Consider the following 13961-nt stretch of genomic DNA (forward strand, 5'->3'; position numbering starts at 1 on the left):
TGCGGGCTCCCTAACCTCGGACTTTACAGACCGGCATACACAATTCATGAAATGGAAACGCCCGTGAAATCTTACCTAGGCTTTCGGGCGTTTCTGCTTTTTGTGGCTATCGTCTTCACCGCTCTCGGTATCTGGCAGGTACAGCGGCTTTTCTGGAAGCTTGATCTGATTGCCCGAGTTGATGCGCGCGTCCACGCGGCAGCAGTTGCTCCTCCGAGCGCAACCGAATGGCCGACCATCAAGTCCAGCGATGCCGAATATCGGCACGTAGTGCTGAAGGGCACCTTCGACAACTCACGCGAGACGCTGGTACAAGCCGTGACCGAGAGAGGCCCCGGTTTCTGGGTTCTCACGCCACTTGCCACGGCGGATGGCGGCACGGTCCTGATCAATCGCGGTTTCGTGCCTCCGGATCGGCGCAACCCCGTATCCCGATCGGAAGGCCAGCCGCAAGGCGAGGTATCGGTTACCGGGCTTCTGCGTCTCACCGAACCGGGAGGGGCGTTCCTGCGGTCCAACAATCCCGCGGCGGGCAACTGGTATTCCCGTGACGTGCAGGCGATCGGCGATGACAAGGGACTTGCCGACGTGGCACCCTATTTCATCGATGCCGACGCAACGGCCAATGCCGGCGGTTACCCTGTTGGGGGGCTGACGGTCATCCAGTTCCGAAACAGCCATCTCGTTTACGCGCTGACATGGTTCGCGCTGGCCATCATGTCTTTTGCAGCCATGATCATGATCCCGCGCTTGCTGCGCAAGGAGACCTGACGGCAGGTGAGGCACCCGCTGCTTGCAAGGCAGCGTCGCAACACCACAAGAATAATTTCCACTTCATCTTGAACCGCAGACCTGCCGACACGAGATGCCAATTTGTCGCAGTGGGCGCTGTTGGGGTGCATCTCGCTTGCGGTTCCAGTTTCACTCCGGCAGCGAGAGCGCGTTGATGAGCACTCGTTAAAACCCGGAAGACAGGCTATACAATGCCGGATGCAGCTTATCCCATGCCCGAGTTGATAACGCTGTTGCTTTGGTGAAGGCATATGCAGAAGACGCTGCTACGTTATATCTGGACGCATACGAGGCCACAGCAGGTATTCATCCTGCTGATCGTCGCCTTGTCGATGATCCCGTATTTCCTTGCCTTCGACCTTCCCAAACAGATCATCAACGGCCCGATCCAAGGCCAGGGTTTCGAAGATCTCAGCACCACCCAGAATTTTCTGGATTTCTCGATCAGCATTCCGTTCGTCGATTACTCATTCGGCTTCGACGGTTTTCCGCTCGACCGCATGCAGACGCTGGTGGCGCTCAGCAGCGTCTTCCTGCTTCTGGTGATCATCAACGGCGCATTCAAATACTACATCAACACCTATAAGGGCCGGCTCGGCGAGCGCCTTTTGCGCCGCATCCGCTTCGAGCTCGTCGATCGAGTTCTGCGTTTTCCGCCCCGCCACGCGAAAAGCCTGAACGGCGCCGAGATCGCCAGCATGATCAAGGACGAAGTGGAGCCGTTCGGCGGTTTCACCGGAGATGCCTTCGTCCAGCCGGCACTGCTCGGCGGCCAGGCTCTCGCCGCACTGTTCTTCATCATCCTGCAGAATTTCTGGCTCGGCATGGTCGCGGCCTTCATGGTCGCGATCCAGGTGATCATCATTCCGAAAATGCGCCGCAGGCTGATCGAGCTCGGGCGGCAACGGCAGATCACGGCACGGCGGCTGGCTGGCAAGGTCAATGAAGTGGTCGAGGGCCTCGGCACGATCCACGCCTATGACACATCGAATTTTGAGCGCGCGGATGTGGCAAGCCGGCTGGGTGAAATCTACCGCATCCGCTACGATCTCTACCAGTGGAAGTTCCTGGTCAAATTCCTCAACAATTTCCTGTCGCAGGTAACCCCGTTCCTTTTCTACCTCATCGGTGGCTACCTGACGCTGCGCGGCACGCTCGACGTCGGTCAGCTTGTCGCCGTCATCAATGCCTACAAGGACCTGCCCGGCCCGCTGAAGGAACTGATCGACTGGGATCAGGCGCGCCAGGACGTGCAGGTGAAATACGAACAGGTTTTCGAGAACTTCGAAGTCGAAGACCTTATCAATCCGGCCATCCACACGCTGACACCGGCATCGGAACAGCCGCGCAGCGACACGCTTCAGGCCGTCTCGGTCTCGCTCAATGACGATAGCGGCGCCAAGGTTGTGGACCACGTCAACTTGAAGATCGATCGTGGCCAAACGGTTGCGCTGGTTGACCATACCGGTCGTGGCGCCGAAGCGATGGCGGAGGCCTTCGGGCGCCTCTCCTGGCCATCCAGCGGAAGGATCTGCCTTGGCGACCAGGATATAAGGGAACTGCCGGAATCGATCACCGGGCGCCACATTTCCTATGTCTCGACCGACAGTTACTTCTTCCACGGCAGCCTGAAGGACAACCTTCTCTACGGGCTGAAACATGCGCCGGTCAAAAGGTATGAATATGACGGCAAGGAGATGCGGCAGCGGATATGGGAGATCCGCGAAGCCAAGAAAGCGGGAAATCCGCATCTCGACATACGTGCCGGCTGGGTGGACTACAGCTACGCGGCGCTTGGCAACGGCGCCAAGGAAGACCTACAGAAGTCGCTTCTGGCAGCGCTGGATGCGGTGCAACTGACCGACGACGTGCTTGAACTGGCGCTGCATTCGACAATCAATCCGGAAGAAGATCCGAAATTTGCCTCCCAGGTCGTCGAAATGCGTCAGGCGTTGCGCACGCGGATGAACGAGCTGGGCATGGAATCCCTCGTCATACCGTTCGAACCGGATAAATATAACTCCCAGGCCACGGTTGCCGAGAACCTGCTTTTCGGCGCGACGCTCGCGCCCCTCACGCCCGATAATGAGCTGCTGTCGAGCGAACATTTCTACACGGCGCTCAACAAGGTGGGCCTGCAGCGCCCGTTCGTCGACATGGGACGGACCGTTGCCACGAACCTCGTCGAAATCTTCGGCGGGCTTCCGGCAGACCACCCGTTCTTCCGCCAGATCACGACTTTGTCCGCCGAAGACATCAGCTATTATCAGAGCCTGCTGCAGCGGAAAAACGAACCCAGGCCGGTCAATTTCCGTCTCTCCGGCGCCGACAAGGCTTTCATCCGGCTGACTCTGGAATATATCGAACCCCGCTACCGACTGGGCATTCTGACAACAGAGTTGCAGGACAAGATCGTCGGCTCCCGCGAACTGTTCTATACCGAACTACCGGCGCATCTGAGGGAACTTGTCGAACGCTACGATCCGGACAAGTATGTTTCCGTCGCAACACTGCGGGAAAACATCATCTTCGGAAAACTGAGCAACAGCAACGCGGACGGCATTATTGAACTTCGCACCCTGGCGGGCAGTGTCTCGCGCGAACTCGGCTTTGCCAACCAGCTTCTAAAAGCCGGTCTCGATTACGACATTGGCGCTGGCGGACGACGTTTGACACCAATACAGCGACGAAAACTTAATCTTGCCCGCGCATTAATTCGGCGATCTGACTATTACGTGTTCAATAAACCGCTTCCTGGGCTCGAAAGACACACCCAGGAGGAAATTGTGCAGAACGTGCTTGCATTTCTGGGTCAACAGGAGAATGATCCAGCTGTAATCTGGGTCTTGTCAAATATTTCTTTGTCACGTTTGTTTGACAAGGTCGTTATGTTTGACGGAGGCGCAATCCTCGAAGAGGGCTCGTACGAGACGCTCGAACAGGAGAGCGGAACCTTCAAGGCTCTGGTGGCTTAGCCATCTGTCCGACAGGAAAGGCGGAAGAGCGATGTTGCTATGTGATGAAGTCCAGCTGCTGCGGAAACTCCCGTATTTTGCGGAAGTAGATACCTGCAAGCTCAAACTGCTCGCGTTCGCATCCGAACGCGTGACGTTCAAGGCTGGTCAACGCCTCTTCACCCAAGGCGACGCCGGAGATTCCGCCTATTTCATTCTCAGCGGCAGCGTTGAGTTTCTTGTCAGCACGCCTGATGGCCCGGTGAAGGTGAGTGAACGCGGTCCTAATTCGATCGTAGGCGACATATCGCTGCTCTGCGATGGGCCGCGCAGCTCGACTGTTCAGGCTGCCGGCGTCGTCGAAGCCTTGAAGATTAACAAGGATTACCTATTCCGGATCATGGACGACTGCCCCGGCATGACCATGAAGATGACGCGTGCTATTGCCGAGCGACTGCGCCTGACCTCGTCGGAACTTGATCAGGTTCGCGCCCTGCAGAAAGCCTGATCGGCTTCATTCTTTCACAGCCTGCGATACATGAAATACCTGCCTTCATTGACAGAAGGCAGGCGAGGAAGCGCGTCGAGCTGCGGGTGTTCGAGTGGCAGACCGCTGACGGCGTAACCGCCCGGCTGAAGCATGGCGGCAACCATCTGCGGCAGCCATGACAGCGTGATCGCATCCTTGTCCGGATAACCCGTTCCGATATCCGCGTGGACCAGCGCTGCGCCGGTTCCGGCAAATTCCTGCCCCGTCTCGTTGATCTCGCCGGTGACGAAATCATCTTCATGCGGCGCCGTTGTGCGATGTGCATTCATCGCGCGATCGAATGCGATGACCCGCCGCTCGGGAAAAAGCTCGCGCAGATGGCTGTAGGTCCTGCCATTGCCCAATCCCACCTCAAGAACATCCCCTTGCGCCGGAAGACCGAGGTCACGGGCAACATGGTTGAGGATATCGCGCTGGGCAGACATGCGATTGATGAATGTGTCGAGGCGGCTCATGGTCTTTCCAGTGTCTCAGGCTTTGACGATGACGTCAGAGGAAATTCCCTTGCGGGCGAAGATGTTGCGGGTATCGACGATCAAGGGAGCACAGCGGGATATGGCGTCATAATCGACATTGTCATGATCGGTCGCGATGACCACCGCATCGAAGGATTTGAGCGCAGCCTCATCCCACTCTATCGACCGACGGCCCTTCAGCTCGGCATATTCGCGCGTGGACGGGATTTCCGATACGTAAGGGTCGAAATAGTAGACCGATCCGCCGCGGCGCTCGATCAGCTCCATCAGCCGCAAGGACGGGCTTTCGCGAATGTCGGGCACGTTCTTCTTGTAGGCTAGACCGATCAATAGGACTTTCGAGCGGCTCAGCGCCTTGCCACTGCGGATATCCAGCGCTTCCGCCAGCCGGGTGACGATGTGATGCGGCATGGCGGTGTTGATCTCGCCGGCCAGCTCGATGAAACGCGTCGGCGTCTCGAATTCACGGGATTTCCAGGTCAGATAGAACGGGTCGATCGGGATGCAGTGACCGCCAAGGCCGGGGCCTGGATAAAAGGGCATATAGCCGAAGGGCTTGGATTTCGCCGCATCGATAACTTCCCAGACATCAATGCCCATGGCGTCGTAGACGAGCTTCAATTCGTTGACGAGCGCGATGTTGACGGCGCGGAAGATGTTTTCGGTGAGTTTTACCGCCTCGGCCGTGGCCGTGGTGGAAACCGGCACGATGGTCTCGACGGTCGCGCCGTAGAAAGCCTGCATCAGTGCTGCCGCCGCTTCGCCGTCGCCAGCGACCACTTTCGGGATGCTGGCCGTGTGGAACTGGCGATTGCCAGGATCTTCGCGCTCAGGCGAATAACCGAGGAAAAAATCGGAGCCCGACTTCAGGCCAGTCCTTTCGAGGATCGGCTTGACGACCTCGTCGGTGGTGCCCGGATAGGTGGTCGATTCGAGTACGATGAGCTGGCCCCGACGTAAGGTTTTCGCAATCGCCTCTGCCGTCTTCGCCACATAGGAGAGGTCCGGATCGCGATGCACCGTCAGCGGCGTCGGCACGCAGATGGCGATGATATCGCATTCTGCTAGGAGGTTGAAATCGCAGGTGGCTGTAAAGCGCCCGGCCTCGCATTCTACCTGCAGCATTTCGGTCGGAACCGCTTCAATATAGCTTTCGCGGCGGTCGATGAACTCTATCTTTGATGGATCAATATCGAAACCGGTGACCGAGAAACCTGCCCGGGCAAAGGCCATCGCCAGTGGCAGCCCGACATAACCAAGCCCCACGACACCGGCTTTGGCCGTGCGTGCGGTGATCTTCGCCTGGAGCGTCGAGGAAAGGGAGGTATCGGTCATGACGGGAGAAATCCTAGCGGTGAGGCGGTGGCTGACAGTTGTGAGAGATGCGCCGACGTGTCAAGAGTGGTCACGGGGAGATGATCAAACCCGCATGATGCCAGGCCTATGAAAATCCTGTTCTATTCGCCGCTGAAATCACCCAATCATCCCGTTCCGTCCGGAGACCGGTTGATGGCGCGGCTTATCGTCCGGGCATTGACCAGCCTCGGGCACGAGGTTTCGATCGCGTCCGAAATGCGCAGTTTCATGCGCTCGGCCGATATGCGGGATGTTTTCGAAGCGAACAAGGCAGAGGCCGCAGAAGAGATCAAACGGATTGCCACCGAATATTCCGGTGCGGCTGCGCCCGACCTGTGGTTCACCTATCACCCTTATTACAAGTCGCCCGACCTCCTGGGCCCAGCGCTTGCGCAACACTTCGGCATTCCGCGGATCAATGCGGAGGCTTCCTATTCGTCGCGCCGGAATATCGGGCTGTGGCAGGTGTCGCAGGATATACTGCTTGAGAGCACTAGGAATGCTGCGGTCAATCTTTGCTTCACCCGCCGGGACCGGGACGGGCTGAAAGCCGCAGTTCCCGAGGCGCGGCTGGAACTGATCGCGCCCTTTATCGACAGTGCGCCTTATCTGAAGCGCGCGCCATGCCCCGAACCCAGGCGGCTGATTACCGTGGCGATGATGCGACCGGGCGACAAGCTTTCCAGCTATATGGCACTGGCCGAAAGCCTGAAACTGATCCGGCATCTGCCATGGACGCTTTCAATCGCCGGTGATGGCGAATGCCGCGAGGAGGTAGAGCGCGCTTTTGCTGCATTTGAACCCGGACGGGTAGAATGGCTGGGGGCCTTGCCGGAAGAGGAAATCGCCGAGCTGCTTTCGCACGGTTCGATATTCGTCTGGCCGGGACATGGGGAAGCGTATGGGCTTGCCTATCTCGAAGCCCAGGCCGCGGGTCTTCCCGTCGTCGCGGAAGCGATTGCCGGTGTTCCCGAAGTCATCGAACACGGCAGGACCGGCCTGCTGACGGCACCCGGTGACCGAACTGCCTTTGCAGAAGCAATCAGCGATCTCCTCTGTGACAACCAGTCGAGACAGCGGCTCGCCAGCGCGGCAAGGATATTTGCGACCGGGGAACGGTCGATCAGCGGTGCAGCGGAAAGCCTGCGCCGCATACTCGATATTTGTGTGAGATGACGAGATGAGCAGACAACACTTCATCGACACGCTGGACGCCTATGCCGTCAACGGCAGGACGGTGCAGCTGTGGCTGCGGGATGATGACGCAATCAAACCGACTGCGGCGCTGTCACGGCTTCTCGAGCAGTCGAAACGCTGGAATGCGCCGATGACGATCGCCGCCATTCCTGCCGATGCGACAACCGAACTGGCCCGACTGCTGATAGAGCTGCCGCTGATATCCGTCGCCGTCCACGGCTGGGATCATACAAACCACGCACCGGCATCGGAGAAAAAACAGGAACTCGGGCTGCATCGCGGTGAGGATGTGGTGCTTGCGCGGCTGGCCGAAGGGTTGGAGCGGGTCGCTGGCCTGTTCGGCGATCGCGCCGTGCCGCTGCTGGTGCCGCCATGGAACCGCATCGCGCCCGCACTTGTCGACCGGCTACCTTCGCTTGGATACGAGGCGCTCTCGGTCTTCGGACCGGAACGAGACGGGGGCCCACTTCGGCTGGTGAATACTCATGTCGACATCATCGACTGGAAAGGCACGCGCGGCGGACATCCGATGGATAGTCTCTACGCCGAGGCCGCTGCCCGCCTCGGCTCCGGTAACGCTCAATCGACAAGCCTCGGCGTGCTTACCCATCATCTCGTCCACGATGATGCGGCCTGGGATTTTCTCGACGACTTTTTCGCTCTTACGGCCGACCATCCGGCCTGCCAGTGGGTTCCAGTCAGTGCATTGATGCACAAGCGTTGAAAGCTACCAGGGCTTCCAAGGGATAAGCAGACCGTCGGCATCGGCAGCCATCGCCTGGACATCCGGAAGCAACGCGCCCGCAGGCGCGGAAGACGCAACGAACCCGGCACCTGCGAGGCTGACCGGACCGGATCTGGCAACCACCGTGAAGATCAGCGGACCCGTCGACCACCAGGCGGGAGCGTCGCCCAAATCATCGATCACCGAGGGCAGCGCATCGCATAGTCTCGAGAAAACCGGATTTCCTGCGGGCGTCGCGATAAAGGAATTGGCGAAAAGCACGCTTCCGGCACCGGTATTGCGTGGAATATCCTCGGCAAAGACGGACAATCCCGTCAGCGGCAGGAAATCATGGAAGCTGCCGCGACTACCGCCCGGATACCAGTCGCAATCGAGATAGATGCCTCCGATGTCACGTAGGATCATATAGCGAGCGACATCTACCGCGCCTGGAAAATCCCTCTGTTGCAGCATATGCTCAAGCGCCGTGTGTCGATCATAACCATTTTCGGCAAGATCGGCTTCGCGCCACAGTTTATGCTCATACCCATTGGCCGCGGCATGTTCTGCCCAGGCGTCAACGGTTGGAGGAACAGGTCTTGAGCCGAGCCATATCTGGTGGATGCACCGCGGCACCGGGACGCGAGACAGCTCGGCCATTGCCGCCTTGTCCTGCGCCGAGAACACACCGTGTCGCGCAAGCTTTTCAGGCGGCGGGACGAGGTGAAACTGATAACCGATCCGGGCAACCGCATCGCCTTCGGCTTTCGCCAGCTTTAACAGTGCCGACTGCAGCCGCCGCGGCAGGCCCAGTGACGTCCGCGCATCGGTTTTGCCGATATCCTGCGCCCGGATTTCCTGCAGCAGACCACCCGCTGCCTCTAAATTACCTGAGCGGATCAGCACCTTGGCTTCGCCAAGCATCCTTTTATAGTCTGTTTCGTTAATCATCGGCAGCTATCCGGCAGTCTTCATATGGCATGGACTATCATCATAGCTCTGCGCTACGTTCAATTCCGTTCCAGCGTCAACCTGATCAGGTGCCAAAAGATGCATTCCGACAAACTTGATTTTACCGTCATGCGGAAATGCGAAATCTTCATGCATGGCACCGTAGGAAAAACTGCCCGATGACGACATTCGTGCCCGACCTGCTGCGGATAGAAAATCTGAGCGTGAGCTTCCCGGTGTTCGGCAGCAGAATTCAAGCCGTCAACAATCTGAGCATGCGGATCAAGCCCGGCAAGGTGACGGCGCTGGTGGGAGAATCTGGATCGGGAAAGTCGGTCATCGGCCGCACGATCGTCGGGATCGAAAGCCCTCTGGCATCGATCTCGGGACGCGTGCTGTTCAATGACCCGGAGACTTCGGAAGAGCCAGTGGATCTGCTTCAGCTGCCGCAGGACGGACGGCAGATCCGCAGCATTCGCGGCAACCGGATCGGGATGATCTTCCAGGAACCGATGACCTCGCTGTCGCCGCTGCACACGATCGGCAACCAGATCGACGAGGCATTGCGGATCCATGATGCTTCGTCACCTGCCGAACAGCGCGAGCGGGTCTATGACACGCTGTCTCTCGTCGGGTTCAAGGACCCTGCAAAAGTCCACGCGATGTATCCGTTCGAGCTTTCGGGCGGGATGCGCCAGCGCGCGATGATTGCCATGGCGCTTGTCTGTCGCCCTGCCCTCCTGATCGCCGACGAACCGACGACGGCGCTCGACGTGACGATCCAGGCGCAGATCCTAAAGCTTTTGCGGGACCTGCAGTCCCGCTTCAACATGGCGATGCTGCTGATCACCCATGATCTCGGCATCGTCACCAATCTCGCCGACGAAGTGATTGTCGCCTATCGCGGCCAGATCATGGAGGCCGGCACTGTCGACGACATCTTCCGCCGACCCGTTCATCCCTATCCGAAAGGGCTGATCTCGGCGATCCCGACGTTCGAGATGAAGCGCGACCAGCGGCTGAAGCCGCTGCGCGAAATCGCGGTCGATACCGCCAGTCTGATGGAGACCGGTTATCTCAATTCCGGCGGCTCGCGGACGATCCTCTCGGTCAACCATATCAGCAAGACCTTCAAGGCCAAGAAGCGCAAGCTCGGAAGCCACGAAAGCAATGTGACGCTCGCCGTCGATGACGTCAGTTTCGATATCCGGCGCGGCGAGAGCCTCGGGCTTGTCGGCGAGAGCGGGTGTGGCAAGACCACGCTCAGCAAGATCCTGATGCGCGGCCTGACTGCGGATACCGGCGCCGTCGTCTTCGAAAGCGAGAAAGGGCCAATCGATGTCCTTTCCGCACAAGGTGAAGAGCTGGACATGCTGCGCCAGCGCATCCAGATGGTGTTCCAGGATCCGATCTCGTCGCTTTCGCCACGCATGACGGTCCGGGAAATCATCGGCGAGGGTCTGGAGATCCATGGCCGCGGTTCGCGCGCCACGCGGCTGGAAGCGGTTCGGCGGCTGCTGCGCACGATCGGCCTCGACGACAATGCGCTCAGCCGCTACCCACACAGTTTTTCCGGTGGCCAGCGACAACGGATAGGCATTGCCCGCGCCCTGGCGCTCGGCCCGGAACTGCTGATCTGCGACGAGCCGGTGTCGGCGCTCGATGTGTCGATCCAGGCGCAGATCCTCAATCTCCTGAAGGACCTTAAGCGGGACCTGGGGCTGACCTACCTGTTCATCTCGCATAACCTTGCGGTGGTGAACTACATGGCAGACCGCGTTGCCGTCATGTATGCGGGACGGATCGTCGAAATGGGCCCTTGCGAGATCATCATGCGCAACCCGACGCATCCCTATACACGACGGCTGATCGCGGCCGTTCCGATCCCCGACCTCGACCGTCCGCTCAATCTCGATTCTCTGGATATTCCGAGAAAACCGACGCAAGACTGGCATCCCGCCTTCATTCAGGACGAGGGAGAACGGTTGACCCAGATCGACCTCGGCGGCGGACATTTCGTCCTGGCGAAACCTCAGGTGAACATCAGGGAGCTGCAGCCATGATGAAACGCCGGTCCATGCTCGGGCTGATGGCCACGGCCCTTATTCCCTTCAACGCGAAGGCCGCCTTCACCGGTTCGGACTATCTTTCAGACGACATCAAGGCCGGCAAGCTGCCGGACGTCTCCGCGCGCCTGCCGCGCAATCCCCGTGTGGTCAATATCGGCGCGAAGAACCTGAAGCCAGGGCGTCATGGCGGCGTTGTGCGCATGCTGATCGGCGGCCAGCGCGATATCCGCCTCATGCCGATCAGCAGCTATTCACGGCTGGTGGGCTATGACGAACACCTGAACCTCCAGGCGGATATCCTGGAGAGCTTCAAGTCCGAAGGCGAACGTGTCTTCACCTTCACCCTGCGGGAGGGGCACAAGTGGTCGGACGGCTCGCCGCTGACGACGGAGGATTTCCGTTACAGCTGGGAAGACGTGATGAACAACAAGGAGCTTCATCGCGGCGGTATTCCGGTCGACCTGAGGGTCAATGGCCGCGGACCGCGTTTCGAAATCCTCGACGAGCGGACGGTGCGATACAGCTGGGATGAAGCCAATCCGGACTTTCTGGCTCAGCTGGCGAGGCCTTCGCCACTCGTGATCTACATGCCTTCGGCCTATCTGAAGCAGTTCCATCCACGCTACCAGAGCGCGGAAAAGATTGCCGGGATGCTGAAGACATACAAGGCGCAGGACTGGACCGACCTGCACCAGCGGATGTCGCGCACGGTGCGGCCGGAAAATCCCGAATTGCCGACGCTAGACCCCTGGTACAACAGCACCAAGCCGCCTGCCGGACAATTCGTCTTTCTGCGCAACCCTTTCTTCCATCGCGTCGACGAGAACGGCTTGCAGCTGCCCTATATTGACAAGATGGTTCTGAACGTCAGTGCGCCGGACCTGATCGCCGCAAAGGCAGGCTCGGGTGACAGCGACCTGCAGTTCGCCAATGTCGATTTCTCGGACTATACGTTCCTGAAAGCCGCCGAAAAGCGGCTGCCGATGAAGGTGGACCTGTGGAAGCGCACGCAAGGTTCCCGCGTGGCGCTGGTTCCCAATCTCAATTGCAAGGACGATGTCTGGCGCGGGCTGTTCCAGGACGTGCGCGTCAGGCGGGCGCTATCGCTGGCGATTGATCGCGAGGAGATCAACAAGGCAGTCTTCTTCGGCCTGGCGCATGCGGCCGGAAACTCGGTGCTGCCCGACAGCCCATTGTTCAAGCCGGAATACGAGCAGGCCTGGGCAAGCCACGATATCGACATGGCCAACAGGCTGCTGGACGAGGCCGGGCTCGCGAGCCGCAACGAGGATGGTTTGCGATTGCTTCCCGACGGGCGTCCAGCAAAGATCATCATCGAAAGCGCCGGGGAAAGCACGTTCGAGAGCGACGTGCTGGAACTGATCACCGATCACTGGTCGAAGATCGGTATTGCCATATTCACCCGCGTGTCGCAGCGCGAAATCTTCCGCAAGCGTGTGATCGGCGGCGAGACGCTGATGTGCGTGTGGATGGGTCTCGACAACGGTGTGCCGACGGCCGAGATGTCGCCCAACGAACTGGCGCCGACATTCGACGACCAGATGCAGTGGCCGGTCTGGGGGCTTCATTATCTTTCCGGCGGGCGCGACGGGCATCCACCGGATCTTGCCGAGGCTAGGCAGCTTCTCGACCTTTTGAAAGACTGGAAGACAGCCGGGACGCACGAGGAGCGGGAAACAATCTGGCATTCGATGTTGACCATCTACACACAGGGCGTCTTCACAATCGGCATCGTCAATCAGGCGCTGCAGCCGCTCGTCTATTCTTCGAAACTGCGCAACATTCCCGAGAAAGCCCTGTTCGGTTACGATCCGACATCCTTCCTCGGCGTCTATATGCCTGACACCTTCTGGTATGAGGAGGATCACGCATGATCCGCTACATTCTCTGGCGGATCATGGTGATGATCCCTACCCTGATCCTGATCTCGATGCTCGTCTTCACTATCATCGAGCTGCCGCCGGGCGACTATTTCGAGAGCTATGTCGCCGAGATGCGGGCAATCGGCGAACCGGCCGACATGCAGGAAATCGAGGAACTGAGAGCTCGCTACGGTTTTGACCAGCCGCTGCCGATCCGATACCTGCATTGGGTGGGTGGCATGATGGTGGGCGATTTCGGCTATTCTTTCGAATACCGCCTGCCCGTCTCGGACGTCGTCGGCGACCGTCTGTGGCTGACGATCCTCGTTTCCGTTGTGACGATCATCCTCACCTGGCTGCTCGCCTTCCCGATCGGCATCTATTCCGCAACGCATCAGTATAGCTGGGGCGATTACGGGCTGACGCTTCTCGGCCTTATCGGCCTCGCCGTGCCGAATTTCGTGCTGGCGCTTATTCTCATGTATTTCGCCAACGTCTGGTTCGGAACATCGATCGGCCATCTGATGGACCAGAAATACCTGAATCAGCCGATGAGCTGGGACAAGGCGACCTCGATCCTTGAACATCTATGGATCCCGGTGATTATCATCGGTACGGCCGGGACCGCCGGCATGGTGCGCCGGCTGCGCGCCAACCTGCTTGACGAGCTGCGCAAGCAATATGTGATGACGGCGCGGGCGAAGGGGCTTCACCCGTTCAAGGTTCTGACGAAATATCCGCTGCGCATGTCGCTCAATTTCTTCATCTCGGACATCGGCTCGATCCTGCCACAGATCATTTCCGGCGCGGAAATCACCGCCGTCGTGCTATCGCTCGAGACGACGGGGCCTATGCTGATCAAGGCACTGCAGACGCAGGACATGTATCTGGCGGGTTCCTTCCTGATGTTCCTTGCCATACTGACCGTCGTCGGGGTGCTGATCTCGGATATCGCGCTTGCGCTTTTCGATCCGCGCATTCGCCTTTACGGAGGCCGGACGCGATGAGC

General features: G+C 59.1%; 11 protein-coding genes. 8 read left to right on the forward strand and 3 right to left on the reverse strand.

Features of this window, described 5'->3' with window-relative positions; translation table 11 throughout:
• Positions 1-51: 51 nt before the first annotated feature.
• The 3 genes from HNQ72_RS14590 to HNQ72_RS14600 all read left to right on the forward strand — a co-directional run bounded on the left by HNQ72_RS14590 (position 52) and on the right by HNQ72_RS14600 (position 4254).
• Entirely contained in the window at positions 52-771 is a 720-nt protein-coding gene (locus tag HNQ72_RS14590; RefSeq protein ID WP_183992895.1) for an SURF1 family protein, read from the forward strand.
• 272 nt (positions 772-1043) lie between these two features.
• Positions 1044-3767, forward strand: a complete 2724-nt coding sequence (locus HNQ72_RS14595) for an ABC transporter transmembrane domain-containing protein (protein WP_183992896.1) — start codon at positions 1044-1046, stop codon at positions 3765-3767.
• 31 nt (positions 3768-3798) lie between these two features.
• Complete coding sequence (locus HNQ72_RS14600) at positions 3799-4254, forward strand: cyclic nucleotide-binding domain-containing protein (protein ID WP_148146138.1); 456 nt, start codon at positions 3799-3801, stop codon at positions 4252-4254.
• Between the two features lie 14 nt (positions 4255-4268).
• Here HNQ72_RS14600 and HNQ72_RS14605 read toward each other — a convergent pair whose 3' ends face one another.
• A complete protein-coding gene (locus HNQ72_RS14605) occupies positions 4269-4751 on the reverse strand; it encodes a class I SAM-dependent methyltransferase (RefSeq protein WP_183992897.1) in 483 nt (160 codons plus the stop codon).
• A gap of 15 nt (positions 4752-4766) precedes the next feature.
• Entirely contained in the window at positions 4767-6107 is a 1341-nt protein-coding gene (locus HNQ72_RS14610; protein WP_183992898.1) for a nucleotide sugar dehydrogenase, read from the reverse strand.
• A 108-nt stretch (positions 6108-6215) separates the two neighbouring features.
• On the opposite strand from HNQ72_RS14610, the gene HNQ72_RS14615 reads away from it, so the two are divergent.
• Both HNQ72_RS14615 and HNQ72_RS14620 read left to right on the forward strand, forming a co-directional pair.
• Complete coding sequence (locus HNQ72_RS14615; RefSeq protein WP_183992899.1) at positions 6216-7304, forward strand: glycosyltransferase family 4 protein; 1089 nt, start codon at positions 6216-6218, stop codon at positions 7302-7304.
• A 4-nt stretch (positions 7305-7308) separates the two neighbouring features.
• Complete coding sequence (locus HNQ72_RS14620; protein WP_183992900.1) at positions 7309-8049, forward strand: polysaccharide deacetylase family protein; 741 nt, start codon at positions 7309-7311, stop codon at positions 8047-8049.
• A gap of 3 nt (positions 8050-8052) precedes the next feature.
• Here HNQ72_RS14620 and HNQ72_RS14625 read toward each other — a convergent pair whose 3' ends face one another.
• Complete coding sequence (locus tag HNQ72_RS14625; protein WP_244654366.1) at positions 8053-9000, reverse strand: glycosyltransferase family 32 protein; 948 nt, start codon at positions 8998-9000, stop codon at positions 8053-8055.
• Positions 9001-9179: 179 nt separating this feature from the next.
• On the opposite strand from HNQ72_RS14625, the gene HNQ72_RS14630 reads away from it, so the two are divergent.
• Genes HNQ72_RS14630 through HNQ72_RS14640 form a run of 3 tightly spaced genes read left to right on the forward strand, consistent with a single transcriptional unit; the run spans position 9180 to position 13959 of the window.
• Positions 9180-11063, forward strand: a complete 1884-nt coding sequence (locus tag HNQ72_RS14630; RefSeq protein WP_183992901.1) for an ABC transporter ATP-binding protein — start codon at positions 9180-9182, stop codon at positions 11061-11063.
• Positions 11060-12964 carry an ABC transporter substrate-binding protein gene (locus HNQ72_RS14635; RefSeq protein WP_183992902.1) on the forward strand — a complete coding sequence of 635 codons (1905 nt, stop codon included), beginning with the start codon at positions 11060-11062 and terminating at the stop codon, positions 12962-12964. The genes HNQ72_RS14630 and HNQ72_RS14635 overlap by 4 nt, the downstream gene beginning before the upstream one ends.
• On the forward strand, positions 12961-13959 hold the full coding sequence (locus HNQ72_RS14640) for an ABC transporter permease (protein WP_183992903.1): 999 nt from the start codon (positions 12961-12963) through the stop codon (positions 13957-13959). Before HNQ72_RS14635 ends, HNQ72_RS14640 begins: the two co-directional genes overlap by 4 nt.
• The last annotated feature ends 2 nt before the right edge of the window (positions 13960-13961 follow it).

The organism is Aliirhizobium wenxiniae (assembly GCF_014201355.1).
In the GTDB taxonomy this organism is placed as follows: domain Bacteria; phylum Pseudomonadota; class Alphaproteobacteria; order Rhizobiales; family Rhizobiaceae; genus Neorhizobium; species Neorhizobium wenxiniae.